General features: G+C 40.3%; 24 protein-coding genes. 8 read left to right on the top strand and 16 right to left on the bottom strand.

The window, feature by feature from the left end:
* Position 1 precedes the first annotated feature (1 nt).
* The 15 genes from RB298_RS04875 to RB298_RS04805 form a co-directional block, all read right to left on the bottom strand.
* Positions 2–988, bottom strand: coding sequence for a M23 family metallopeptidase (locus tag RB298_RS04875; protein WP_486046120.1), 987 nt, complete (start codon positions 986–988; stop codon positions 2–4).
* Entirely contained in the window at positions 988–2,838 is a 1,851-nt protein-coding gene (locus RB298_RS04870; protein WP_486046118.1) for a VirB4 family type IV secretion system protein, read from the bottom strand. The genes RB298_RS04875 and RB298_RS04870 overlap by 1 nt, the downstream gene beginning before the upstream one ends.
* On the bottom strand, positions 2,835–3,527 hold the full coding sequence (locus tag RB298_RS04865; RefSeq protein WP_486046116.1) for a TraC-like domain-containing protein: 693 nt from the start codon (positions 3,525–3,527) through the stop codon (positions 2,835–2,837). The genes RB298_RS04870 and RB298_RS04865 overlap by 4 nt, the downstream gene beginning before the upstream one ends.
* A 34-nt stretch (positions 3,528–3,561) precedes the next feature.
* Entirely contained in the window at positions 3,562–3,867 is a 306-nt protein-coding gene (locus RB298_RS04860) for a PrgI family protein (RefSeq protein ID WP_486046114.1), read from the bottom strand.
* A gap of 2 nt (positions 3,868–3,869) precedes the next feature.
* Positions 3,870–4,766 carry a conjugal transfer protein TrbL family protein gene (locus RB298_RS04855; protein WP_427496167.1) on the bottom strand — a complete coding sequence of 299 codons (897 nt, stop codon included), beginning with the start codon at positions 4,764–4,766 and terminating at the stop codon, positions 3,870–3,872.
* 10 nt (positions 4,767–4,776) lie between these two features.
* Entirely contained in the window at positions 4,777–5,124 is a 348-nt protein-coding gene (locus RB298_RS04850; RefSeq protein WP_486046112.1) for a hypothetical protein, read from the bottom strand.
* Positions 5,125–5,189: 65 nt separating this feature from the next.
* On the bottom strand, positions 5,190–7,085 hold the full coding sequence (locus RB298_RS04845; RefSeq protein ID WP_486046110.1) for a VirD4-like conjugal transfer protein, CD1115 family: 1,896 nt from the start codon (positions 7,083–7,085) through the stop codon (positions 5,190–5,192).
* The gene (locus RB298_RS04840) at positions 7,082–7,363 is read right to left on the bottom strand and encodes a hypothetical protein (RefSeq protein ID WP_486046108.1); all 282 of its coding nucleotides are present in this window, start codon (positions 7,361–7,363) and stop codon (positions 7,082–7,084) included. The genes RB298_RS04845 and RB298_RS04840 overlap by 4 nt, the downstream gene beginning before the upstream one ends.
* 256 nt (positions 7,364–7,619) lie before the next feature.
* Positions 7,620–10,292, bottom strand: a complete 2,673-nt coding sequence (mobP3, locus tag RB298_RS04835; protein WP_486046106.1) for a MobP3 family relaxase — start codon at positions 10,290–10,292, stop codon at positions 7,620–7,622.
* A 5-nt stretch (positions 10,293–10,297) separates the two neighbouring features.
* Positions 10,298–10,699, bottom strand: a complete 402-nt coding sequence (locus tag RB298_RS04830) for a hypothetical protein (RefSeq protein ID WP_427496172.1) — start codon at positions 10,697–10,699, stop codon at positions 10,298–10,300.
* A gap of 960 nt (positions 10,700–11,659) precedes the next feature.
* Entirely contained in the window at positions 11,660–11,995 is a 336-nt protein-coding gene (locus RB298_RS04825; RefSeq protein ID WP_486046104.1) for a YolD-like family protein, read from the bottom strand.
* The gene (locus tag RB298_RS04820) at positions 11,992–13,263 is read right to left on the bottom strand and encodes a DNA polymerase IV (protein ID WP_486046102.1); all 1,272 of its coding nucleotides are present in this window, start codon (positions 13,261–13,263) and stop codon (positions 11,992–11,994) included. The genes RB298_RS04825 and RB298_RS04820 overlap by 4 nt, the downstream gene beginning before the upstream one ends.
* Before the next feature lie 211 nt (positions 13,264–13,474).
* Entirely contained in the window at positions 13,475–13,828 is a 354-nt protein-coding gene (locus tag RB298_RS04815; protein ID WP_486046100.1) for a PilZ domain-containing protein, read from the bottom strand.
* A 130-nt stretch (positions 13,829–13,958) separates the two neighbouring features.
* Complete coding sequence (locus tag RB298_RS04810) at positions 13,959–15,293, bottom strand: tubulin-like doman-containing protein (RefSeq protein ID WP_486046098.1); 1,335 nt, start codon at positions 15,291–15,293, stop codon at positions 13,959–13,961.
* Between the two features lie 3 nt (positions 15,294–15,296).
* Positions 15,297–15,674, bottom strand: coding sequence for a hypothetical protein (locus RB298_RS04805; RefSeq protein WP_486046096.1), 378 nt, complete (start codon positions 15,672–15,674; stop codon positions 15,297–15,299).
* 426 nt (positions 15,675–16,100) lie between these two features.
* Between RB298_RS04805 and RB298_RS04800 the strand changes: the two genes are divergently transcribed.
* Entirely contained in the window at positions 16,101–16,868 is a 768-nt protein-coding gene (locus RB298_RS04800; RefSeq protein ID WP_486046094.1) for a hypothetical protein, read from the top strand.
* 291 nt (positions 16,869–17,159) lie between these two features.
* Here RB298_RS04800 and RB298_RS04795 read toward each other — a convergent pair whose 3' ends face one another.
* On the bottom strand, positions 17,160–17,768 hold the full coding sequence (locus RB298_RS04795; protein WP_486046092.1) for a hypothetical protein: 609 nt from the start codon (positions 17,766–17,768) through the stop codon (positions 17,160–17,162).
* A gap of 138 nt (positions 17,769–17,906) precedes the next feature.
* On the opposite strand from RB298_RS04795, the gene RB298_RS04790 reads away from it, so the two are divergent.
* From RB298_RS04790 to RB298_RS04760, 7 genes are all read left to right on the top strand, one after another.
* On the top strand, positions 17,907–18,038 hold the full coding sequence (locus RB298_RS04790) for a hypothetical protein (protein WP_486046090.1): 132 nt from the start codon (positions 17,907–17,909) through the stop codon (positions 18,036–18,038).
* Positions 18,039–20,690: 2,652 nt separating this feature from the next.
* Complete coding sequence (locus RB298_RS04785) at positions 20,691–21,362, top strand: SprT-like domain-containing protein (RefSeq protein ID WP_486046088.1); 672 nt, start codon at positions 20,691–20,693, stop codon at positions 21,360–21,362.
* A 307-nt stretch (positions 21,363–21,669) separates the two neighbouring features.
* Entirely contained in the window at positions 21,670–22,173 is a 504-nt protein-coding gene (locus RB298_RS04780; RefSeq protein ID WP_486046086.1) for a GNAT family N-acetyltransferase, read from the top strand.
* A gap of 164 nt (positions 22,174–22,337) precedes the next feature.
* A complete protein-coding gene (locus RB298_RS04775; protein WP_486046084.1) occupies positions 22,338–22,826 on the top strand; it encodes a hypothetical protein in 489 nt (162 codons plus the stop codon).
* Between the two features lie 133 nt (positions 22,827–22,959).
* Positions 22,960–23,889 carry an AbaSI family restriction endonuclease gene (locus tag RB298_RS04770; protein WP_486046082.1) on the top strand — a complete coding sequence of 310 codons (930 nt, stop codon included), beginning with the start codon at positions 22,960–22,962 and terminating at the stop codon, positions 23,887–23,889.
* Between the two features lie 112 nt (positions 23,890–24,001).
* Positions 24,002–24,931, top strand: a complete 930-nt coding sequence (locus RB298_RS04765; protein WP_486046080.1) for a copper amine oxidase N-terminal domain-containing protein — start codon at positions 24,002–24,004, stop codon at positions 24,929–24,931.
* Between the two features lie 249 nt (positions 24,932–25,180).
* Positions 25,181–25,693, top strand: coding sequence for a DUF6886 family protein (locus tag RB298_RS04760; protein WP_486046078.1), 513 nt, complete (start codon positions 25,181–25,183; stop codon positions 25,691–25,693).
* Positions 25,694–25,788: the final 95 nt, after the last annotated feature.

Here is a 25,788-nt window from a genome sequence, read left to right as displayed (position 1 = left end):
TCTATTTGTAATACATCATGGGATCCACAGGCTCTCCATTTATTTCAACACCGAAGTGAAGATGTGGTCCTGTGCTTCCGCCTGTATTACCAGATTTTGCGATCAGCTGACCTGCCTTTACACTTCCAGATCGTATGACAAAACTGTTCAAATGCATGTATTTGGTAACCATCCCATCAGCATGCCGGATAATTACGGTATTTCCCCCACCGCTGCTATCCCAACCAGCTTTTGTGATTTCCCCGTCCAGTGCAGCGTAAACATTGGTATTCATAGGAGTACCTATATCCATCCCCCTGTGCAGTTTCCTAACTCCTGTTTTGGGGTGTATCCGCCAACCAAAAGGTGAAGTAATACGAGTAATGTGGCTTTCTGTAGGCCATCCCATAGCACCAGTAACCGGTTGAAATTCCCCAATTCCATCCCCCGGTTCACCATCTTCATCTGGTCCGCCAACAAATCTCACCTTACCATCCGTAACCTCAATTACATACTGAACTTTATCCATAACATCCTGGATCTGATCAGGTTTGATATGCCTATCATCAACCAGCATCTGAAGTGTCTCATCAAAGGGTCTCAAATGATACACCGTCTCCGTATAAGAACAATCGTACTCCTTCCCCTTGTCATTCGTGCAGGTTTTTTCAACCGTGATGATCTCTTCTCTAATAAAATATGGTTTATAAGAATAGGCACGTTTCTGGCTTGCTTTTCTAAAGTTATGGTCAAGGATTACAGCATCAATAGCCATGATATACTGCCAATTCACTGCAATACCTGTTTCTTCCTGGATCTGCTCTGCGCCCTTAAGATAATATTCATATTCTGCCTGTGACTTTCCCATAGGTACGTGTTTCCAAAACATAGTGGGAGTAACGATGAACAAGTTTATGAATAGCGCTAGTACAGCGATTGTGATCAAGAAAATCTTCAGGAATTTTTCTGGATTATCCAACATGGATAATATCAACTTCAGTTTAAGCATTAACGCCCACCGGCCTTACCGAACATCTCCATTTCAAATGGGGCTACTTCAAACGAAGCATGAATCCGACGATTACCTGCTACAAACAAGGCCTCTCCCCGATTACCGGCAAGCAAAGTTTCTACTTCTTTTTCAGATAAGTGCATTAGCTTCTTCAATGCGTCAATGTCGTTTTCGCCCTGGCCCATAATGATTTTGTAGACCGGATTGTCTAGCAGTGCTTGTCCATATCTACGTACTGCAGGATCCATAAAGTCAACCATGTTATGAGTAATGACCATTAGCCCGCCTTCATATTTCCGAATGCGCTTCGATGTATTACGTAAAAACTGCAACGGTTGAGGGGCATCAGGATCCACTAGAAGATAAGTTTCATCGGTAGCAAGTATGACTTTCTGCGTGCGATCTTCAGCGATTTTATGCCATGCCCACGACAGAATATTATAAAATTGTGATTTCCGGATTTCTTCGTCGGCTTCAAGCAATTGATTAATATCCAAACACACAAAATTTGAGTCAGCTTTTATTGTCGTTGGGCCAGCCCAAAGCGCTTGGTCTGCACCGATAGCTGCTGGTCGAAGAAGAAGAGCAAGTTCTGCCCAAGCCTCTTTATGTTTTTCTGCAGTGTCTGATTTCACTTCACAGTACTTTTGAAGTTCCTTTATAGTTGGCCATTGATCATCCGGAATGGTTTTTGGATCTGTAGTCCAGGTAATATTGGCTTCCTTATATACTTCTTCTAGAGCGATTTCCAATAAACCACGTTGGATTTTTGTCAATTCTTTTAAGTAAAGCCGGAAGAAAGTACGTAGGAATTGGAAGTGGAGTCCCAATGCTCCTTTACTGATATCCTCCTCACTGTATAGACGGTGCTCCTCATCGTCATCATCAAGTGGGACTGACCTTACCTGTAAGGGATTGATTCTTCCTTTTGAGCCCCCACCACAATCGATCCAATCTCCACCAAGGTTATTACATAAATCCTTGTATTCTCGTTCAGGATCGATGATGATAATCTTGGTACCACTTGCAAATTCCTTCATAAGGATCTTCTTAATGATGGTCGATTTACCTACCCCCGGACGGCCTAAGACTGTTACATTCGAATTGGTCCGACTGCCATCTCGAAGCCAGAAATCTACAAGCACAATTCCACCTGATTTATCAGATCCAAGAAGATTTCCATTGCCATCATTGATTCCGGAGTAAACGAAAGGATACATCGCTGCTAGTGTCTCCACTGGCATATTTCTTGCACCTATTTGAGCGATTTCTGGAACAAGAATCCCATATGGGCCTACGGTTCTTAACCCTTCTTCTTGCCGGAACATTGGTGTCCTTCCTCGCATACCAGCTGCTGACAACATTGATTCAACTCTTTTTGTTCGTTGTTGTAGCTCATCCCGATCATTTGCAGTAATCAGTAGTACTACCGTCACAAAAAATACTGCTTGTTGCTCAGTATCAATCTTTTTAATTAGATGTTTAGCGCCTTTAAGTTGGTTTGTAGTTCGTTCCATCAAAAGTGGGTTACCACCTTGAATGAGTTTACCTTCGAGCTCTCCCATTGAGATATTGATTTGTTGAATCAGTGCATAAGCATCTGTAGGCGTTGCATGTATACTTACTACAACTCCTGGCAGTGTAGCCACTCTGGAAATCCATGCCGGCTTCACACGCTCAGGGTAATCAACAATCGTTAGAACCCTCTGGTACATTTCACCATTGGTAATCGTTTTACTTTGGAAATCCAAAGCAGTTGGACTGATAATGTCTAATAATCCCGTAAAATGTGTTGATGGTTCATTCTGTTGCCTACGTTTCTTTTTTTTGGTTACCGTTTCACTCATGCATAGGCCCCCTCTGCTGCAAAGAATACTGGAGGGAGACTCTGTGAATTCAGAGGAGCCCTTTCATATGCTGCTTGGTTAGGGTTACTAAAAATAAATTGCAAATCACGAAGTTCGTTGTCGTTGCACACATGGCTTAATAACTCTGCATGAGTAAGGCCATTTGCTAGTTCAAGGGCTTTCTGTAACAACACTTGTTCTTCATGTTGTGCTTTCTTCGAAAGAGCTTGGTCAATCAAAATATAGAAATGTCGTTCCAAAGCTTCACCACTCGTTGCTTTTGCAGCTGCTTGTTGGATATATCCATTTAACAAACGTGCTATTAAAGCCGTATCAGCTTCTTGTTTCATTTGTTCAAGCCCTAGGATATATGCATCCAAATCAACTGGCTTTGCAATAGACAGTGTTTGGTTTTTATAGTCAATACCATTTAAAACTTCTTCAAGCTGTTTAATCTTCCTTGCTTGCTCATTTTCGCTTAGCAATGCAATGTTTACGGGCTGGACCCTTACCGCTGCTACAATAACATTGTCTTTCCGATAGATAATGTTATTATGTATATCTTTTATTGGTACCCACGATTGTGAAGACGGTTCCTTCGCCGCCGGTGATTTGACCGGGGGAGGGGCCCCAGCAGATTTACTTTGAGCCCCTTTGGCATGTTGTTTTAATCTTTCTTTGATACTCAATACACCTTCACCCCTTTTTCATTGGGAACTACTTTTATTCTCTGCCCTCTCCAAATCGGTAATAATATCGGGAGGGTTTCGATTTAAAGCTCCTAATATCTTTGAGCAGATCCAGGGCGTTTCTTCCAGTACGCGGCTCTGGCTTAGCAAGAAAGAATGATAAGGCAGCAAATAAGACTACAACCAAGAATGACATCGGAGATTTCGAGAAGAAAAAGATTATGAAGGATAGGCTCAATCCAATTACTGCTCCCACCAATACAATCAATAGCTCCTTGATCCCAAAACCCGGTAACAGCTCCACTCTTGTCTTGACGTTTTTAGGAATAAAATATTCCATTCTTATTTCACTCCCCTACTCATCAGTTTTCTCATCATGACCATGGATCCGGCCTGTTGCGCAGCACCACCAGCCGCTTTCCCGAATCCAGTAGAGTACACATACTGCTTCAGTATGGATGGCGACTTATATGTGACCCAAACAAACCCACAAAATAAAAGAACGTTCGCCCACGGCGCTGCTCCAAATGACAGTAAAGCAACGAAACTCGCCTTTATCAAAAACATTTGTATTGCTTGTGCTAATGAAAGATTTAACACTTCTCTCCACCAGCTTTGAAAAGCCTGAGAATTAGGATTTGTTAATCCGGTAGCCATAAACACTCCAACTATAGCGGCCATTGAAATTTCGGCAGCCCTGATGAAGGTTTGGATCAATACAATAATCAATAGCACCAACGCAAAAATAATCGCGATCGCTATGCCTATCGGGAAGCTAGAAGTTGCTATTCCTCCAACCATAGATGTCCTCAGCGTGTCTCCCATGTCACTCTGATTAATCCCGGGCATAGCCGTTACATCTTGGGCAAGTGCTGTCCCCCATACATAAACCTGTCGTACAATCCATGGAGCTGCGAAGATAATTCCGCAAGCTTCTGCTAATCTCCAAAACACACTGCTGACATCTCCGTCCGAATCACCATTTTCTCGGAGAATATTGTTATACCAAAGTTCGAACATAAATTTTGCGACAACAATGACGACAGCAATAGATTGAGCATACGCTGTAGCAGAGGTTACGATTTGAAAATCTAGTACGGTCACAGCAATACCGTTTATTTCATTTAGGAATTCAGTAAAGGCATTTATCGCTTTTTCAGCAATGTTGGTAAACCATTTTTCAATAGCATCCTCAATTAAATCCCCGATTGGATTCCATAAATATCTTGGTGATATCAAATGATCACCCCTACTTTAAGTATCCGAGCAGCAAGTTAACTAGACCTGTTCCACCTAAAGCAATCGCAGAGTAAATAATGACATTTTTCATTTTCTTATTACGTTCTGCAACTTGTCCGCCTTCTCCATCAGCGAGGGACTTCATCCAGGCATGCCATACAAACATGCAGATGGCAGTAACAGGGATTAGTAACATGAGCCATCCAGTCGCAGCTTTTACGAGCTCGATTCCCCCTGATACAATCTTAGGTTGTGAAGCGAAAATAGGAGTTGCTGCAAATAATGAGATGATTGAAAATATCATAAATATTCTTAATGTTTTACTGTTGTTAAGAAAATCCTTAACTTTTCGTTTCATTTCCAATTGATCCTCCCTAAACCATATTTGATAGATTAATAGTTGGTACTAAACCAATTTAGCTGTTATACATCCATGTAAGTACTTGGTGCCTCATCATCGTCATCATCATGTGCAGATGCTGTTTCATTATGTGTTTGTTGACTACCCTCCATATCTGGAATGAAGAATCTGATTTTATCGATTTTACGTTCAGACTCTACACCCATGGAAGCGAGTTCCTTATCGGCCGGCCACAAACTCAAGTCAGGTAATGGAATTTTCGCTGGGAACATCCCACCTCGGAAAACCAATGCGAGATCTTTTGGCCATCTTATGACCTCATCAGGCTCCAGAAGGGCACGTTTGGCAAAACTTGTAGAAGCACCGCGATTGGTTTGGTTTTTCCCAACGTTGTATGAGCTACCCTCAGTTGCAATCGTATAGTTACCTGTCCGCTTACTTAATTCTTCCGCTGTCTTTATTTCTGTGGTTTTCAAATAGATTGTATTTTGGACATTACCTTTAATTGTTTCTGCAATATTTGCCCCGTACTTTTCCACCAACTGTCCGTAGGCTTGAATAACCAAATTCCAACGAACACCACGACCAAGAGATACCGTCAATTTCGTATCGAAGTCAGGAAATGGTGGCATGTTACCAAACTCATCGAGCAGCATATTTACACGAACTGGGAGCCTTCCCCCACATTGATTCGCATATTCCACCAATGCATCGTAAGTTTGATTAACATAGAGAGCTGCATAAGGATGGCGAGTTTTATCCTCGTCCGGGATAATTAAAAATACGGCCGTTTTTTCTTTGCCTACATCTGTCAGATCATGATCTTGCTTAGATGTCAGAAACGCAATTGACGGATCCGCAAACAACCGAAGCAAAGCTGATGCTGACGAGAAAAAGCTGCCTCGTGTTCTCTCGGGAGCAAGAAATGCAGTAGCGTAAGCATCTCTAGCAGGATGATCAAGGGGCAATTTATCAAAGTAATCGTTCAAAGGCACGTAATCTATTAATTTCCCTGCAACCAAAACCTGTCTGACTCTGCCTAGCTCTACCAACATTTTGTAAACCGAATACATGTGTTTTTCTTCTTCAGTAGGAGCTTCCATCGCGACAGCAAGAATCAATGCTGCGATAACTGATTCAGGACCATCTCTCCAAATAGCCTCTCCTTTATCTGATCCCGGCTTCTGATAAACAAACATGTGAGCAATCGACCAGGCATGCTTTGTTGCTAAAGGAACATCACCTTGACGCAGCGCTTCGAGAACTGGCTCCATATAGTTTGTTCGATTACCGTGACCTGGTTTTCGGAAATCCAGAAACGTCACTTTGTACCCTTGTTCTTCTAAAAAAGTAGCTGAACGATCATATAACTCACCTTTAGGGTCAGTGACAATCATCGATTCACCGGCATGGGCCAGCATATAAATGGATGGAAAAATCAATCTTCGAGTTTTACCTGATCGGGTGGCACCAATTATGATCGTGTTACTGTCCGATGTATCGACCAAAGCGTATGGTTTTCTTCCATCCAATACTGCTCCAAGCACAATTCCGCCGGATAAGACAATTTGCTTTAAGATCCAGAGTGTTGCAGATTTGTTTACTTCTTTATCTGTCATCCATCTGCTTGTCCCAAATTGACCAGAACCAGCTGCTTCGGGTCCACCCACGCCATCTAAAACACGGTTCTTTCTCCCCGGCATGTCACGCCAAAAGATTAATACAACCAAGACCAATACTATAAATTGAAGTGTTAACCACCCTTTAAGCATATCCGCATTATGTAAAGTACTTTGAATAGCTTTAAATATGTTAAAGTCTGCAAACCACTCATCAATAGCATTCATCTTGAATTTAATGATGTATAAAGGGAGCTGAATCAAAGATGGTAGCAAGAATAAATCAGCCAATACAATTAGATACAATGACAACCACTTCGGCTTTAAGAACCTCTTCATGCCCTACTCCGTGTAATCGCCCATCGAAGATGATCCAGTGCTTGTTGATCATCATCGGATAGTTTATGCAACTCAATCCCATGTTTTTCAGCAAGTAAACAAACAAGACTCTCAATGTTATTCAGTTTTTTTTCAAATGTTTGAGGACCAATGACGAAATGTTCTACTGCCTGTTCAAGGAATCTTGTTTGTCCTCCATGTACTTTCTTAGCTTGCTGAAACGACTGCTCTGCTTTTGGCGATAACTTCAACCTCCCTGAAACTGGTACGCTAGACACTTCTCAACCTCACTTTCCTGTACTAAAGTCCCTTCCGTAACATCGGTTTTATAATCCATTAGGATCACCCCCTATTTATAAAATAAGGTCTATTTACATATTACGACAATGATACTTTGGGCCTAAATGAAAAAAAAGCCCCCTGCCACAATACCTAATTTATTGTCGTTAAACTTGCATACATCTCTAACGACAGTCAGGATATTGAGGTAAAAGGCTTTATGAAAACATTTACAGACATGTATAAATGCACTGCTTAATCTCGCTCTTGCTCTGCAATGCGCTCCAAGCGACGTTGGTTCTGTTTTTTCATCAATTCACCCTTTGCATGGATGCGAATCCGTTCTTGTTCTAGTCCGTTCCACAGGGATTTCCAAAGCTTGCCGGCTATATTTAAGCTTGGATCTTGCCTCGATCTACCTAACTCTTTGTTACTTGACCACATATATGGTGCATTCGTTTGAAGCGTTTGATTAAGATTCTGGAAGTCTTTCTTGCTAAGTACAGGCGGTCGTCCCCATTCAGCTTGGTCATTATACTGCTTCTCAACCGTGTTTATAATCTTGTCCAAATATTCCGGATCCTTATTCAAACCTGTTCTGTCATTCCAATCCGTGATGATTTGTTTTACCTGGTCATAAGCCATACCAGCTGCAAATAACACCTTTGAAAAATTAGTGACAGTAGCAGCCACTTGATCTCGAACCCCAATCAGTTTAGCCATTGATGAAATGTCCCCGGTTCGCTTTTGCAGGAGATCGATGTCTTTTATCTGATCCGGACTTATATACTGAGATTTAGTTAAAAAATCAGAAACCTCAGAACGTATATTTTTTTCACCATCTATTCGACTTCGCAGGAAATTTGCGAACTGAGTTGCTGCCCATTTAATATCAGATTCGCTGCTTAAATCATGATTTGATTGTTGAAACTTTGTAAGAGCGTCTTTGAATTTTTCATCCTCAACAACCCAGACAGTCCGTTCCACCCAAGGATATTCAATATCTCTTTTTAGGTTGTTATTTATCATTGCCCATGTATCCTTACGCAAGAAATTAGTATCAGCCTCTTCAACCGTCTTTAAAATCTTACCGATCCCATGGATGCCGTTTTTCTCAGCAAACTCGCTCATGATAGACTGACGTTCTTCTAAACCCAAACCAAGTTGTTTCAGTGCGACCGTCATACAAAACGCCGTGTGTCCAGCGCTTGCATCACTGGTTAGGTGACCATTCCGAAATGCTTCTACAATTTGTCCTTTCATTTCGTGAAGGACTTCTTGTTCCTGCTTTTGCTCCCAAGGATACTCAGCTTTGACACCAGCTAACTCGGTCAATTTTCCCCACTGCTCTTCGTCAAGGAATGTGTTATTGGATTCCTTCAACCCTTTTTCTGCATCTCTTACTATCCTAGGTATAGCGTCTTCAGATATTCCTGCGCTTCTTAAGAATTCCGAAAGCTGTGCTTTCTCCATCTCACCAGATTGACGCATCACTCGCGCGGCAATAGTGGCCTGTTTTTCTAGATCTTCTACCTGTTCACTCGGTGGATCTAGATTAACTTCCCTAACGAGTGTAAACACTTCACTCCTCGTGAGTTGGAGATCCGCTTTTTGGCCCCATTTCGCTGCAATTCTGGCTTGATTCTCGAAAGAGATCTTCAGATCCCGCAATGACTTTATGGAATTCACAATTACATCCTTAGCGAAGGTATCCTCCGGTTTTCCCATAGCATGCGAGAATTGATATATGACCTCTCGGGCTTTATCCGGATCAACGCGTAAATAAACGTTCTTCTTAGATTCAGCTGCAGCTCGTAAAACAATTTGTGATATACGCTTCTCCAAATCTTTATACGCATTCTCCTTGGCTTTATTAATGTCGTCCTCATTCGTCGTGTACTGACGTGTCATCCTCTCGACAGCTGAATAATAACGACTTAAGGAATGATTAAACGATGGGCTATTTAATAGCCACCGAGATGTATCCGAAACAGATTGCTTTACATTCTCAGGCATATATTTATATGCAATTCGTCCCTTTTGAGGTAGCAGCTCTGCAATCTGTTGAATACGATCAGCGATTTCCTTACGATCTTCCAGGAACAATTTAGGAGCTAGAGAAGTCTTCGATACCCCCATACTGTTCAACTCGAGGTCAATCTCCTTTTGCATTTCCCGAACGTCTCTCATCACTTGAACAGCATTGCTAAGATCCTCCTTGCTCATCGATCTCATCAGTTCACGCATTGCTGTTTTTTCTTGATTAAGAATCATTCGTTCTTCAGCGAATATTTCCTTAGCAAAGGTCTTCTTCATATCCTCAAGTAATTTGGGATATACTTGACCACGCCGGCGAATAGGATTCTTTTCCCACATCACAATATGTACATGCGGATGGCCTTGCTCCTGGTGGAAGGCTGCCACCCATTTTAAGTTAGTCTCAGTAATCCCCATCTTCGCTGCAGCATCTGAAATCGACGCTCTGACAGTATCTTCCCACTTTCCACGTTCGGTATAACCGAGCCTCTTCGCATCTTCTTCTGCAAGACTCAAAACCATTCGCCAAACCAACCCCTTATGTTCCATAAGTTCTTGTTGAACTTCTTGAAGGTTTGGTTTCTCATCCGAATATGAAAACAGCCCATGCGACCCTGGTCTCTCATCTGCATACTTCACATGACCTGCTGCTGTGCCAGGATCCGGAGCCTCCACATCTAATTCATCATCCCAATCTCGATCGGATCTTAAATCAGTTTCACCCAGATCAGTACCTGGACGTGTTCCAATATATCGAATATGAGCTGCGTTTTTCGATTGTGTCACCTTCGATCCTTTTTCCGGAACATAGAATCTCATTTTAAAAATAACTGGCGAAGAGAAGCGCGCATGTTCTTCCGAGTAATTTGGAAGTCTATTGTTCATCGTCATCCTATTCACTCATCCTTCAAATCGGTAGGTGTTCGTGTATAAGACACTGCACGTTTTCGCGCTTCTTCATGAACGGCTTTTATATCCCTTTTCCCAGATTGCCCTAAGTATTCTAGATTTGTGTACATAGAAGTCGCAGAAGCAATCGTAGCTTTCGCAGTCAATGCAGCAATGCGATTCTCAAAGGGTTTTAACGATTCTGAAACTGCACGTCTAATTTGAGGCAGCACAAAACCAAGAGAATGGTCAGCAAGCTCTAGTTCAATTGCAATGCGAAGCAATCTTCGTATTGTGTCTGGTTTGGACTCTCCAGTGAGCTCCATGATCGCATGAATCTTCGACTCTGAATCTGGCTCCAATCTGATTTTATAAGGTTCACCAAGATCATAATCATTTTTAGCTGGCATATAGATCATCTCCCCTATTGTGGTCTCGAATTGGTATGTAATTCCTATAAATTATATCATTTGTGGTCCTATTATAGAATATTTTATGTTATTGTGTCCCTTCTTGTGTTCCTAATAAATTCATTAAATAACCGGCTTTGCCGGGTACATGTGTCCTAGCGCGGACACGCGCCTTATCCTGCATTACAAACCTCTTTCTTCGACTAACGTCTTCGAATAGGTTTGTCTGCCTCGTATCAACCGCCCCTTTGGTGCGCTTTTTCACTCCGTACTCTCCGTCCAGCTGCGCTTACCGTCTACTCTCAAGCTCTCCATGTTTGCAGTAAAATTCAATTCTTGAAAGAGGCCTTCCGGATCTGTTCTGCCTCCCCCTCAAAAGCCAAGAGGTCTGAGTTACGAGATAAAGCGAAATTTCCGAGAACAAGTTAGCTTGATCTGTTTAAATAGCCCCTGCCAGGCAAGGACCTGCAGATAAGAATATGGTAAGAATCAAAGCTATGCTGTTCAAATCAAAAGCAACGGCGGAATTTCATTAGAATTTGAGGGCTTCTATCTATTTCAAGTATTTTCCCTTAAACGATTCTTATGTTTCGAATTGCAGTACTACTGAAAATGGATCAGAGCTAAACCCACTTTGTTTTATATTAATGACGATACCCTGATATATTGAGGTTGCTAAAGACCTTAATCTGGTCATGACAGTCCCTTCATTCTCGAAAAAAAACGCCTCAAAATAATGCTGAATAATTACAGAGATAAGATGACGCAAAATGACGCAAAATGAATCATATTAACATGAGACAAATAGAGACAAAATGACGCATATATAAAAGAGCCCTTATAAATCAAGGGTTCTTTAATCAGATCGTACATTGTAATATATGAGTGAAAATGAGACAAAGTAAGGCAAAAAGAGACAAAAAGAACGCCTATCAGCTTTATGCCGACAAGCGTTTCTATTCAATTTCTGCTCACTGAAGTAATTTCATCGACCTTAATCCATTGCCAGTCACCTTCTGTTATAGATAATTTGATCTCTCGTCTGAAAGTATGGATTAAAACCACAATACCCGTTAGCTCCGTATTTTCATATTCATCAAATAACCTTACGGTAAGAGTTCGGTGTTCATAGAAAGATTCGGCCAGAGCTTGTTCAATCAACTCTATCTCCTGCGGATCCAACGTTGGCCGATCTTTCCTGCCTTCTTCCAACTGCCGGCGAATGATCGTTTCTCTATGTTCAGGAAGCATCATCCGGCTTGACTCCCATAATCCGTTGCCGTCTAATTTTGTCATTTATAATGTCCTCCTATTTTAGCCGATCGATCAAGTGCTTGACCGGCTGCCGTCATAGATACAGCTCGAATCACGATTGAATTCCCGTATTTCTTTTTCAACGCATCGGTTGTGCGTTCGAGTGCCATCTGTCTCTCCCGACCAGTATCAAACAGCGACATCTGATATTCATTGTCCGGAGCGAGTTGGGTCAAACTAATTCCGACGCGCCGGATCGGTAGTCCATCCCAATGCTCTTCCAGCAGCCTGCAGGCCCAACGATATACCTGCATGGTAATGTTGGATGGGTCCTCCATCTTCATTTGCCTGGAGAATCCGGTGGGGCGATCATAATCGGCCCCCATGCAACCGACCGATACAACATGACCCATGAAACCAAGTGCCCTGCAGCGTTGGCAGACCAACTCCGTAAGTTCTAACAGCACGACCTTAATCTCCTCAATTTTGCTGTAATCCCGCGGCAAGGTCATCATGTGACCAACGGATTTAGGGGCGACCTGGTGGGTCCCCGGCCGTACGGGGCTGTCATCGATGCCGTTTGCGATCCGCCAGTATAACTCGGCCTGGATGTCCGAGTTTTTTCCAAACTTGCGCCTCATCATCTGCTTGAGCTTTCCAAGAGACGTCTGAGCTATACTTCCGATCGTTGGCAACCCCATTACGTTAAAGTGGCGTGTCATCCGGCGTCCCACCATATACATGTCGCTAACCGGAAGCTTCCATAGGGTTTCAGGTAGCATCTCTTTCGTGAGAGTGTATATGCCGGAAGGATTTTTCTTGGCGTAATTGTCACAAGCGGTCTTTGCAAGTATCTTGTTCTCGGCTATCCCGAAGCGAATATACACCCCTGTCGCAGCCATGACATGTGTTTGGATCAGATGGGCCAGCTCCTCAGGAGCGTTAGCATGGAGATGCATAGACCCAGTAACATCCAAAAACTGTTCATCAATACTGAACGTTTCGACAAGGTCTGTATACTGCTTGTAAATGTCTGTGATGAGCATCGCCACATCAATATACCTTTGCATGCGTGGCCGTATCACTACAAGCTCAGGGCACTTTGCATAAGCTTCACCCAGTCTATCCTCCGTCTTAATACCTTTGGATTTGGCTATAGGGCATGCAGCCAGAACAACGCCTGAGCGCCTTTCTGGATCACCAGCAACCACCAAGGGACGGTTTTTATATTCCGGGTGCTCGGCTTTTTCCACACTGGCGTAAAAAGATTGGCAGTCCACCAACATAACAACACGCTGCCGTGACTTCAATCCATACCCCTCCTTCAACACAACAGGAACATTCGTTTGTATTATATGCGAACATTAGTTCTTTTATCAATGTAAATTTCAGCCATCATCTAAACTTATGCGTACAAAAAAAGGTCCTAAAATATCGCATCTGTAATTAAAAAAACCGCCATTTATTATGGCGGCTGGTTTCAGACTATACATCATGCTTTCATCATCGAATGTACATCGATCATTTTCTATACTTGAGCTGTTCTCTCATACATTCCTGTACTATTTTACATCTTTGTTGTTCATTAATTAATATGTATTTAGCTGAGACGATACCATCATCAGAAACACGCACAACCTTAGCGTAAAAGGTAATCGGCTGCCTGTTTATATAGAGGATACCTTTTACACGATCCTTGATAACAAACTGCTCATCATGGGCAAGAAAAGCAATTCCTCCCCCACTCAAATCAATTATTGAATGATTAATATACGTCTCGTCATCCTTAGATATGGACACCACTGATCTATATGGAACTCTGAAAAATTCCCGTTGATACTGTAGGTTTGTTCTATTTCTATTTAATTGAGTCATTGTTACTCTCCTCTCCCTCGGTATACCCTAAGATATCGTCAAACCTATCCGTATTTTTAATACGGAGTATTTCACACCACAATGTAAGAAAAAGCAGATCATTAAATCTGCTTTTTCTACAAGGTACGTATTATTTTTTAAATGGATTCTTAAATGGGTTGTTTGCCGGCCTAGCTGAGCTTTCTTCAGAGGATGCAGCAACTTGTTTGGAGAATGGATTTGAACCTACTGGTCCGCGCTTTCCTCCAATACGGTTCTGTGATTCAAGCTTGTCTCCCATATTAAATCCGGAAGCTTGTCGTTCTCTCGCTTCTCGTTCACGCTGAAGCTGCTCTGCTTCTTGGCGTAGATTTTTTGCTCTTTCTGGTAGTCCAGCCATATTAGCCATTGTATATACGATGGCATGTCGCTTACTGCCAGAGGTAGCCGATCCAGGATAAAAATTAATATGAGGCAGTTCTTTCTTAATTTCAGTACGAATGATCTCCAACGTATCCTGGTTCAGCTCTGATTCACGTTCGCGTGGCATTACAACAACGAGCGCCATGCTCCGCATATCATTCTCATAGTCAAACCCATTAGCCAATACGTTTTTACCACGATATGTACTGATGATCTCAGCGATCAGATCGTCTTTATTTTTAAATTGATCCAGATCAATCTTCTTCTTAGCAAAAGTGATAACTCCACCGGCCAATAAGATGTGATTGTATAAATCTGCTGCATCGACAGTATAGTCACTTTCCAGGCTAGTCAATACACTCCATTCATGAAGGATGCTGGCTACTTTATAGTTACTGTAGTAGTCCCAGGTTATCCCTTGGACTTCAGGATCCTGGATGTGATCATTCACTATTTTTTCATTGTCGAGGATTATTAGTGATTCAAGCAATCTATAACTCCGACCATTATCATCTGTTTCAATCTCTCCTAATTTAGGAACAAGCTCTGCCATTGCGTTATATGCATTCAGACTTTCAACTTCGTTTGGACGAGGCAGCGTCGTTATTGCAATAACTGGCTTACCAAGGTATCTACTAATGGCATCCGTAAGCTCGTTGATCGAACCTGTACCGGTCCCTCCCCCCATTGAAGCAACGACAAATATAACATCTACTTGATTCATTACTTCAGCAATAGCATCAAAAATACGTTCACCATTCTCTAAGAAGGCTTGGCGGCCAGTTTGTGGATCCTTCCCCACACCCTTCTCATAGCCAACCAGAGGATATTTAAACCGAGAAGCAATATTCTTCAGGTTTTTCATGTCACCCAGATTAGAATTGATTGCTATGCATGGATATACTTGCTGATCATTCTTTGGATTTTTAATACTAGCTAATGCATCAACGATCTTACCGCCACCCTGTCCTAATCCTATGAACCCAGCGTTAATGCCTGCTTGAGCATTATTTTGGGTTACAAATCCTTCTAATGGCCATAAATTATCAACTTTAGCTATCATATCTTATACCTCCGCATCTTCTTTACTAACAGCATTTACAATGATACTTCCGAACATGATAGACGGATCGCTATCAATTAGCTCACCAAGATAGTCAGCAGCCTCTTCCCCATATTTCGTAAGAAAAAATTGATCAATTCTCCCACCATCTCTAGACTCAATAAACCGAGCACCGGTTAAAGTAGCAATTCCAATATCCACCTTATGGCGATATTTGGATACGGCCACCTTTGGAGCAGAATCATATTGTTGAAAATGTCTTATAATTTCTGATTTGAAAATGCCTTGATTTTGGCGAATGAGATAAAAGATATCAAGATTAATACCTTTCATGATGTTTTTACAAATTTCTTGAACACTTATGTAACCATTTCCAGACACATTCAAGCCTCCTTATAAAGCTTTAGCGATAAACATTCAAAAGAAAAAGATTGTGTAGCAAATTGAGACAAAATGTCTCTAAAGAAAATATACCATTTTCCACCTATTCAATGCAATACAATACGAATAAATAATCTATTAATTTATCAATAGTAGAGTATGAATACACTACTGACTATTAATAGACTATGAATGCGCATAAAATAAAGGTTTTCAAATAGTGTGACGCCCATCATTATAGAGTATGGATAGACTACCATGATTTTTACTAGTAGATTAATAGTTTACAATGAGTAGGCTACTCACTATGAATAGACTATTAGCCCTTGAATATATATAGACTATTTGTTATTAATAGACTAGTAGATATAGGATATATATAGACTTTGTACTATTTATAGACTAGTTGTGAATGGAGATGAGTCAATGAGTGACAAGGAATTCTGGCAACTTGCAGAGTTTGCTAACGAAATAGATATGCATTATACAACGACCAATGATTGGTTTAAAACTTTGGAATCTAAAGGCATTCATTATGTAGCCCGAGCAGCAGATGGTAAAAGGGTTTACGATGCATTAGATCTGAAGGTTGGTAAATTCATTAAATCAATGAGAGAAGACGGCTGGAACAAAGAGGGCATATTCAATTTGTTGGCTGATAAACCACCATTTGAGTTACGGCCTTTACCTGATAATATGCAAGCAACCAGCACGGACCTTGAGCCAACAGATCAAATGAGAAGGTTCCTCCAAAGCAGTGAATTTACTCATCTACTTGAAGAGCAAATTGGAGCAACGATAATTAAAATAATGGAAGAACAAAGAGTTCTATCAACCGAAGATCAAACAAAATTATTAAGTAATGCTTTTGAAGAACAAGCAACAACGATCACAGATAAAATTACAGAATTACAGCAACTGAATGAAGCAGCACGTTTAGAACAGCGGCAGCAAAGAATTACTGAGCGGATTACTGATCATAGAATAAATAGCGAACTTGAATTAGAAGCTTTAAATAAATGGGCTGAAATGCCGGCCTCCGAACGCATGAAGAAGGTAAGTTTATTTCGGAAAGAAGAAGATGATCTAAAAAGGCAATTATTTGTGAAACAATATATACGGGATCATTATGAGAGCCGGCTACGTTCAGAAATGGAGGAACAAGGAAAAAATCCAGAAGGCGAGACATCATGACGCACATAGAGACAAATAGAGGCAAAGACGAGAACCCTTGATACAACAAGGGTCTTTCTGTTTTCTAGAGACAAATAGTCTCAAAAAGAGGCAACATGACGCAAATTGAGACATAAAGAATTCTCTCGTTGAAATGAAGAGCAATATAGACGATGTCGGTGACTTAGGCGCACTAGCTAACAGTTCATTTAATATTCTTACACCAATAATTGACGCTAACATTGTCAGGTCCTGATTATAGACTAGGAATTGAGTATAGAACTATGACTAGTCTATGGGAGCTTTGAATATTTACGTATGCGTCCATTCAGCAATTGTCTTAGTGATTTTCTTCTGATCAATTAAGCTGCTATTTAGTATATGGGCCATAACAACTGGAAGCGTAATATATACATCGGGGCTGCGCTGATCTAAGTATCTACAAATTTCTCTGAGTTGTTCAATCCGAGATTGATTGAGCTCACGAATGATACCCTTACCTAATACAGTCAAAAGAATGTTTTTACGAGTAAGTGATGTTTCGATTACATATCCTATTGCCATTTGAACAGAACAATCTAAGGCATAAGCAAGTGCTGCAAAACGCTCATGTTCAAATTTATAAAATCTCATCGCTAGTCTCTTCTTATCACCGGTAAAATTCATTCGAAATGGTCTGTTTTCTTGATGACCGATACAAATTTGATAATCGTCAACAATGAAGTCCCTGCGAAAGTGTAGTTTAATTACATCGATAAGGTCCTTAGATTTCAATCCTTCTCGAGCTAATAATTCCCCAACAGCCTTTAGAGGTAAATCACAAACATAACCAATTCGTGCGACTTGTTCATATGACGAATCACTAATGTATGGTGCAACCGGACACTTCTTATCACTTCTCTCTTGCCTTTCTCTAATCATGAGTTACCCCTCCAGATAGAAATTCCTCTGCAACAGTGTTAGTGTGTTGCGGACTTAATTAATATCTATGATCGAGTAGGGGAGAGGTATGCATCTTTTTCTCCATGTCCATAATGATGATATGGGAGGGATGTTGTAATGAAGATCAACGAAAAAAAGGCTGAAGAACTCGTCAAAGCAATACGAAAAACTGCTGAAGATAACGGTTTAAAAATTAGAAAGAAATCATTGAGTAAAAAAAGAACACCAGCCATGAAGCTTTATAGCTAAGAGAACGCCGTTAAGTTGCAGGGAGGAACACGGCAATTGTTATAGCTCATTTAATGCCTTATTCCATGATTAAAGTCCGCATATAAGGAGGAGGCTCTGCTCTGAAAAGAGAAAAAATGAAGATTGTGAATCTGAAATCCGAATCAGATTATTTCAATAATTTAAGTGTCGATGAATTTCATGTCTATTTGAAGGAACATGGAATTCGCACATTAATAACTGCTCCTGCAAATCACAAAACCTTATTGCAATTCCAATCGAAGTAATTCAAGTAAGCGAGGAGAGGCCCACCGGCTTTGGGATCCGCACTGGCTTCCAAATGCTTCTTCCAGGAGCTGCTGCCGGCATTCCTTATCGATCGCTGCTTCAATGGAAAGTGTAGCGAAGAGGAGGCCTACCAGCTTTGATATTCGCACCGACTTCCAGGTGCTTCTTCCAGGAGTTGCTACCGACATTTCTTATCGATCACTGCTTCAATGGATAGTGTAGGAAAGAGGAGGCCCACCAGCTTTGAGATCCGCACCGACTTCCAGGTGCTTCTTTCAGGAGCTGCTGCCGGCATTCCTTATCGATCGCTGCTTCAATGGATAGTGTAGCGAAGAGGAGGCCCACCAGCTTTGAGATACGTACCGACTTCCAGGAGAGGAGCTGCTGCCAGCATTCCTACTGCTTCAATGGATAGTGTAGCGAGAGGAGACCCACCTGCTTTCGGATCCACACTGGCATTCAAGTGCTTCTTCCAAAAGAACTCCCAAAAATAAATGATCAAATTTTCTCTTCACTCCAAACTTTCAATGTGAATTGCTACTCCTACCAGGGGACTCCCTCAACCCAAACTCCATTTCCTAATCTATCTAATTTTGATATGTAAATATCCACTATGACGAAAATACAAATATCATATATGTGGATAAAAGAGTGAGATTTTCTCTCTATCCACAACCTCGCAATAAAAGGTAGAAACGCTATGCGTTTCACTTTATAAAAACATAACTCCCCACGCCCACCCCTACGTTAAGGCGAATTGGAGTTCGATCAATTTGAACATTCTTTTTCAAGAATGGTTTTGGGGTTAAGTGGACACAATTCACCTTATCCCGAGAAAGGTGATAAATAAAAAAGCAGCATCGATGGCCGCCTCTCGGGATAAGGTGATGGTAGAAAAAGGGACCAGTACTAAAGAAACGGCGACTGGTTGCCGGAATTGTTTCTACCCACGCGCTAAAATAGCGCCAACTGCTTTATGGAGTCTCAGCTCCGGATCGCTTACGGTTCCTATGTGACGATCCGCTACCACAGCTTTTACAGTTACTTCTCAAACCGTAGTCTTACCTCCCTTGAACGGTTTCCAGCAAGGTTCAATCGATAATTTACTACGTACTATTCGGAACGGTCGCATTCCACCATGGAGTCACACGGTATTGGAATGCTCTTCGTATTGCCTATGCTTGTCCCCGGCCTTGCTAACTGTCATCGCGACATGAAGGTAGACGGGGACTAATGGAGCTTCACGAACGCTGGTTTAGCGTCAATGGCCACAAGTGGCAACCCCCGACAATAGTGATACGCTTGGCATAGATCTTCCTCCCGTACCACGGACAGTTTTTTACGTGTTCTCCTGTCACATCTTAAGCAAAACCACGCAGATGGCGAATCTGAGGTCCTTAGTTACCTTAAAAAAGACAATAGGAAACTAAGCCTTTGATAGTCATTTTTTTGAAAAATGAATCAAACGCCAGTATATGAAGTTAGTTACTCAATTTCATCTATGATTCAATAGAGAGCTGCCGAAACAAAACTCTAAGAATACCAGTATCGTGGTGAATCTTGTATAACCCTCAAATATAGGTGCTGCGTATGTAGAATATTGTCGAAACAAGGGCTATAGTATTAAATTTCTTATTGAAAACCTTCCAAATGCTTGATATAATCTCAAGCAGAAGAGATAATAGACAATAAGAAAGCAGGCCCATGAAAGTTCATTTTTTCGAAAAAATGCTTCATGTGCTTTTGATAGTATTATTTAATTGTTTTGTTGCTTGGATGCTTTGTTGCTTTGTTGCTCTAAGCTGGTAACTTAGAACAACAGTGTTGAACGGATTTGGTAGATCCGAATCAACGTTGGTGGTAAACGTAAAATAGCTGATAATTCCGACCTAGCCTGGTAAGCTAGGTTTTTTACTGTCTTCAGACAGGAAAACTTGTAAGGAAATATAAAAGCCCTGCATCCATCCGATAACGGAGAGAGACAGGGCTTGGTAGACTCCAGTATGTAGCAAGAATCCCTCAATGATCCTTTCGCTTATACCTTGATTCACTAAGACAAATTTGGTATAATTAACGTATATACGTTAAGAAAGTCATTGAGTTGGCCTGTTCCCGATCTCCCAATCGGATGAGCTGCTTAAGAAGCTGGTAACTTCTTAAAACCGCCTGAACTTGATGGCTTTTTTTATATTCAATTTTAGTATGTTGTTCAGTGGTTTAAATATTTCCTTGATGAATATAATACCATACCAGTCTAGCAATTGAAAGTCGGAAAATGGGATAAAGTGACTAGGGACAAATACCCATATTATAATTTTGAATATTAATACTCAAAATTATATACTAAATTATAACTAAATTTTCACGTTAAGAGGTTGTTAAAAGATGAATGATACAAATATAAAGAAAGTCACCGAGGAGTTACATAATGCCTTTCACGCTTTAAATTCTTCAATTTTTAATAACCAGCTGCCTGAGCCGGCAATTACAATTCAATCCGGAGGAAAAAGATCTACAAAAGGATGGTTCACGAATGTTCCGATATGGCGTAATAAAGAAGGGGATATAAAGAAGTACGAAATCAACATCGCTGCAGAATACTTGAATATAGGATATCTGGAAACGATTCATATTATTTTACATCAAATGATTCACTTATATTGTATGGTTAATCAAATTAAGGATACATCCAGGAATGGGGAGTACCATAATAACAGGTTTAAAGAGATTTGTTTAAAATACGGTCTTTACTTCAAAACAAATAGCCCGGATAAACGAAAAGGGTGGTATGCCACAAATTTATCTGATGAAGTAAAGTCCCTTACAGAATCGTTTAGTATCGATCGGACTGTTTTCACGTTAGCTCGAGATACGTATGGGAATTACAAACATGAAAATGATAGTGAATTAGATGAAGAAGATACTCTTCCTAAAAAGAAAAAGAGTAACAGCATAAAATGGATATGCCCCGTATGTGGAGTATCTGTCCGATCGACTAAAGAAGTAAATATAATGTGTGGAGATTGCCGGGAAACGATGGAGGCCGAAATCGAATAAAACAGACTTATTTGAATATACTATTAATGTGAAACCGTTTGGTATAAAACTGCTGGACAAGGAGATTGCAATATTTTATTGCAGTCTCTTTGTCGTGCCCTGATGCTATAATTGAGAACAATAACAAATATTTTTTTGAGGTGTGTCTCTATTGAATAAAGTTGAACTAGAAAACAAAAAAATCGTGTTACTGCTTCAAATCTAAGTGAATTCAGACATGAGGATTTATATTATATGGTAGAAGAAACAGAAAAGAAATTGAGGATGGAGATCCAACCAATAATAGGAAAACAATAAGGAGAAGATTATGAGAATTGTAAGAAACAATAACGCCGTCTGGACAAAAAAACATATTGATTTTGTTGTTAATAATGTAAAGAGTTTTGGCGTAATTTTCAGTTCCCAAGAGGAGATTGAACAAGAGCTGCAAAGAATAGAGAATGGCAATCCGTCGCAGCGGTGTAAGTCTCCAAACCATTGTTATGAATTATTTATTGAAGATGGTTCTTATATCGGTGATATCACGTTAACACATAAAGGAAATGAAACCTATGAACTTGGTATTTTGGTGTTTGATAAATATGCCGGCAATGGAAAAGCAAAGAAAGCCATACAACATTTTATCGACCTATACTTTAATGAGGGGATTGGTAGAAGAATAGAGGCGACAGTCTTAGTTACCAATCCCTACAGAAATAAAATTAGAAGAATCCTACTGGAAAACGGCTTTAATTATGATCATGTCAATGGATCATATTATATTGAAAAATCGGATCACCGCTACTTGAACAAAAATAATATGAATGGGTAATCATAAGATACAGGTGCGTGGAGACAAAGTGAACCACAATTTCGAGGTATACCTTGCTAAATAGCTAAAACATTGATATTGGGGATATTTGGGGAGCTGAAGGGCTCTTTTTTTTATACACTTCAACCGATAAATACACTGAATACATCAAGGAGGAATATAACATGGTAAAAAGTAAGGTCAGGGTGATTGCAATAGTGGCCGCACTCGGTTTATTACTTGCCGGATGTGGTGGAGGTGACGATATCAAATTTGAATTTAAAGTACAGGAAAAATACTCAGGACAGTTTACCTCAGAGGAGGCCGCGAAGCTACTCGACTATTTGACCCTGGCTACTGAGGCCGTAAATGAAGGGTATGACACGCTTGAGATTACGGAGGCAGAACAGGCCCTAATAGACAGCGAGACAATTGACTATTTTACAAATGAATCTTATGGAACTGCAAGTTTAGAAGTCGCAAAAGCCATGTTAAAGCTTCAGACTTATGTAACAACCACAAAACTCGCTAAAGCTAAACATGCCTCAGCCATGCTTGATAAGGAAATGGGGATCGATACGGAATACGAGGAGTACCTTGACGAAGATCTTGTCCTTAAAAACAAGGAAGAAGCACGAGAGGCCCTTTCAGCCTTTAAAGAATATATAAAATAAACCAAAGAGACTGCAATAATAAACTGCAGTCTCTTATTATAGATCAACCTCCTATTCTGAAGGAGAACCAGCTGATAAACATTTTGACCGCCTATAGATTAGAGCGGTTGTAATAGATAGAAAGGGTGGAGGTATGGATAAACGCGATTATTTAGTAAAAACTTTATCACGTACTAAAAGAAAGGATTATGAAAACTATATTATCAATGCGATCTGGCACAAAATTGATAATATGGAACTGAAACCTGTTAGTCAGCAATATGTAAAACGCAAGAATGGTAAACACGCTCTAATGGATCTATACTTTCCGCAGCTTCAGATAGCAATTGAAGTAGATGAAGCATACCATCTAAAAAATCAAGAAGCAGATAACCTCCGATTGGATGAAATAATTGCTGCTGTTAATGAAGATTCTACCTCTGATTTCATGTGTCTAAGAATAGATGCTTCTCAACCGATAGAATTGATAAATTCTCGAATTAGTGAGGTCATATCAATCATCCAAGAGAAGGCTTCTAGTAAGCAATTAAAGTGGTTGACATATGAAGAGGAACTAGATCAAATTAAGCAGCAAGATTACCTTACTATTTATGATGATGTATCGTTTAAATATATCGCTGACATAGCTAATACAATATTTGGGAGAAGCTATAAAGGATTTCAAAGAGGCGGTTTTAGAGTGACGGATACACTTTGGATTTGGTGCCCACAGCTAGCTGTTAAGATTGATGGGGAAATTAAGTCTTCGGCAAGAGGATGGTTGAATATTTTGGCTGATGACTGGTCCTATATCGATGAGTCCCAGGAAAATCAAACTGAGGAAGAAAGAATTGCACTTATTGATGATGATTTAAGCTTAAATAAGGAAAGAGCGGTCTTTGCGAAATATAAAGACAATTTAGGAAAAAATCGCTATAGATTCGTAGGAATATTTAAGAGTTCAGGATTATCTCCTGATGATCCCAAGTATATAAGATATAACCGTATCCAAGACAAAACAAAGATCATTAATGAACATTTAATTACCAAAAAAGGTGAACAGTCGGAGTTTTTTTTGTTTTAATGAGAAGGAGAATGGAATATTGATAAGGCGGATTCAAATGGAGGATTTATAATAACCTTTATTTTGTAAGGAATTACGATTGATTCAAGAAGGTAAAAGGAGAATGTTACTTATGAAAATGAAAATAGCTATTGCTACAGCTGCTATCTTGCTTGCAATATCTTCTAGCGTTGTTAGCGCTGATGCTCGTAAGAATGTAACCGTTAACGGGCAAGCCGTTCTATTTGACCAGAACCCAGTCGTGAAGGATGGGGTTACTTTAGTTCAATTCAAACCAATATTTAAAGAGCTTGGGATCTCTGTGCAATGGAACCAACAGAAAAAACAGATCACCGGCACTAAAAACGGAAAGCGCATTGTTCTCACTGTAGGCAGTAAAACTGCGTATGTAAATGGGAATCCTATAAAGCTTGATGTTCCTGCGCAAGTAGTTGATGGTAGCGTGTTTGTTCCGCTTAGATTTATCAGCGAATCCACTGGTTCTTATCTCGGAGTTAAAGGTAATCTCATCGAGATTAGAAACTTCTCTGTCCAAGGAGCAACCACAAAGCCGCAACCAGTTAAACCACAAGTTCCCCAAGTCAATAACGCTACTGATGATGAGATTACGAATTATCTTAACTCTTATTTTTCAACTGTTTCCTACAGCAAACAAATTTATGACCTCAGATATTTAACAGTATCTAACACCAACAGTTTCTTTAACGTAGGTGTTTACGTTGAAGACCTAAGTCAGATGAAGGCTTTAATCTCTACTGGCCCAGAGTATCCACACAAAGTTATGGGCGAAGTAGCTAACGTTCTGCATACAAAGTACAATAAGGACAACATCGGCATTTTAATGCACTTAGACTTCGATGCTCCCTTCTATCCTGATTCATTCCATGCGAGTGCGATTACCGACAATGGTGATGGTACATATCACGTCAATGTGCCTGCTATCTCATTGATGTATGATTTCAATAAAAAAACAGTACGTGTTTATGCAATCAATCCTGACAACAAGTACAATGTAAGTTTGCTTTCAGAGTTCAAACTATAACATTTCAACATACTACAATTTTTCATGCATTCGAATAAGTAGTTCGATTGCTTCGGAACTTTGTGTAATAATTAGAACTTTAACGGATAAAATTAAAGATTAACCATAATGGAAAAGCTGCTATCAGCGGCTTTTTATATTTATATTTGATCTCATCGACGGCGGCAGACGCCCTTTTATTAAACTAACGGGCAGGTTAATTCAATATTTTTATGGAATATAACAATAAATGGGATGAGGGGGGCGCACATGCTTTTTCACTTCAGTGAAGACGATAGTATCAATATATTTGTACCAAAAGAGAAGCAAAATCGTCCGGATTTTCCTGCCGTAGTTTGGGCACTTGATGAAGAGCACGAGTATACGTACTATTTCCCTAGGGATTGTCCCCGAATTGTGTGTAGGAAAGATGAGGCGACAACGGACGAACATTTACAACTCTTCTTTAATAATTCAATTGCCAATATCATAGTTACAGTAGAAAGTGACTGGTATACGAGGATATCTAAGCAAATCATATTTCGATATCGTTTTGACGAAGAGGGTTTTGAGCTTTTTGATAAAACAGCTGGCTACTACATTTCTCGCCAAGTAGTGAAACCCAAATCAGTTGAAAAATATGAGAATTTGTTGGAGAGATTACTCCAAAAAGGAATTGAATTAAGAATCACATCAAATTTATATCCGCTTAAGGAAGCAATATTAGCTTCCGACTTCACAGGATATGGGATACATAGATTCAATAACGCCAAAAGACTCTAATCAATTAGCTTATTGCGAAATGTTAGTTTAACCAAGACACGAAGGCAGTCGGTCAGATTGATCCGCTGCCTTGATTAATCTAACGGGCAGTTTTT

This window comes from Priestia sp. BR_2 (assembly GCF_041954005.1).
Classification (GTDB): domain Bacteria; phylum Bacillota; class Bacilli; order Paenibacillales; family Paenibacillaceae; genus Paenibacillus_AQ; species Paenibacillus_AQ lautus_A.
This window is presented reverse-complemented; position numbering and strand designations above follow the sequence as displayed.

What these genes read in the sequence shown, in the direction of transcription:
- RB298_RS04815 (WP_486046100.1), bottom strand. Translation starts at nt 13,828, where the DNA reads ATGACTCAATTAAATAGAAATAGAACAAACCTACAGTATCAACGGGAA.
- RB298_RS04760 (WP_486046078.1), top strand. Translation starts at nt 25,181, where the DNA reads ATGCTTTTTCACTTCAGTGAAGACGATAGTATCAATATATTTGTACCA.
- RB298_RS04825 (WP_486046104.1), bottom strand. Translation starts at nt 11,995, where the DNA reads ATGACAAAATTAGACGGCAACGGATTATGGGAGTCAAGCCGGATGATG.
- RB298_RS04780 (WP_486046086.1), top strand. Translation starts at nt 21,670, where the DNA reads ATGAGAATTGTAAGAAACAATAACGCCGTCTGGACAAAAAAACATATT.
- RB298_RS04850 (WP_486046112.1), bottom strand. Translation starts at nt 5,124, where the DNA reads ATGAAACGAAAAGTTAAGGATTTTCTTAACAACAGTAAAACATTAAGA.
- RB298_RS04765 (WP_486046080.1), top strand. Translation starts at nt 24,002, where the DNA reads ATGAAAATGAAAATAGCTATTGCTACAGCTGCTATCTTGCTTGCAATA.
- RB298_RS04795 (WP_486046092.1), bottom strand. Translation starts at nt 17,768, where the DNA reads ATGATTAGAGAAAGGCAAGAGAGAAGTGATAAGAAGTGTCCGGTTGCA.
- RB298_RS04875 (WP_486046120.1), bottom strand. Translation starts at nt 988, where the DNA reads ATGCTTAAACTGAAGTTGATATTATCCATGTTGGATAATCCAGAAAAA.
- RB298_RS04770 (WP_486046082.1), top strand. Translation starts at nt 22,960, where the DNA reads ATGGATAAACGCGATTATTTAGTAAAAACTTTATCACGTACTAAAAGA.
- RB298_RS04785 (WP_486046088.1), top strand. Translation starts at nt 20,691, where the DNA reads ATGAATGATACAAATATAAAGAAAGTCACCGAGGAGTTACATAATGCC.
- RB298_RS04830 (WP_427496172.1), bottom strand. Translation starts at nt 10,699, where the DNA reads ATGCCAGCTAAAAATGATTATGATCTTGGTGAACCTTATAAAATCAGA.
- RB298_RS04775 (WP_486046084.1), top strand. Translation starts at nt 22,338, where the DNA reads ATGGTAAAAAGTAAGGTCAGGGTGATTGCAATAGTGGCCGCACTCGGT.
- RB298_RS04810 (WP_486046098.1), bottom strand. Translation starts at nt 15,293, where the DNA reads ATGATAGCTAAAGTTGATAATTTATGGCCATTAGAAGGATTTGTAACC.
- RB298_RS04790 (WP_486046090.1), top strand. Translation starts at nt 17,907, where the DNA reads ATGAAGATCAACGAAAAAAAGGCTGAAGAACTCGTCAAAGCAATACGA.
- RB298_RS04860 (WP_486046114.1), bottom strand. Translation starts at nt 3,867, where the DNA reads ATGGAATATTTTATTCCTAAAAACGTCAAGACAAGAGTGGAGCTGTTA.
- mobP3 (WP_486046106.1), bottom strand. Translation starts at nt 10,292, where the DNA reads ATGACGATGAACAATAGACTTCCAAATTACTCGGAAGAACATGCGCGC.
- RB298_RS04870 (WP_486046118.1), bottom strand. Translation starts at nt 2,838, where the DNA reads ATGAGTGAAACGGTAACCAAAAAAAAGAAACGTAGGCAACAGAATGAA.
- RB298_RS04845 (WP_486046110.1), bottom strand. Translation starts at nt 7,085, where the DNA reads ATGAAGAGGTTCTTAAAGCCGAAGTGGTTGTCATTGTATCTAATTGTA.
- RB298_RS04800 (WP_486046094.1), top strand. Translation starts at nt 16,101, where the DNA reads ATGAGTGACAAGGAATTCTGGCAACTTGCAGAGTTTGCTAACGAAATA.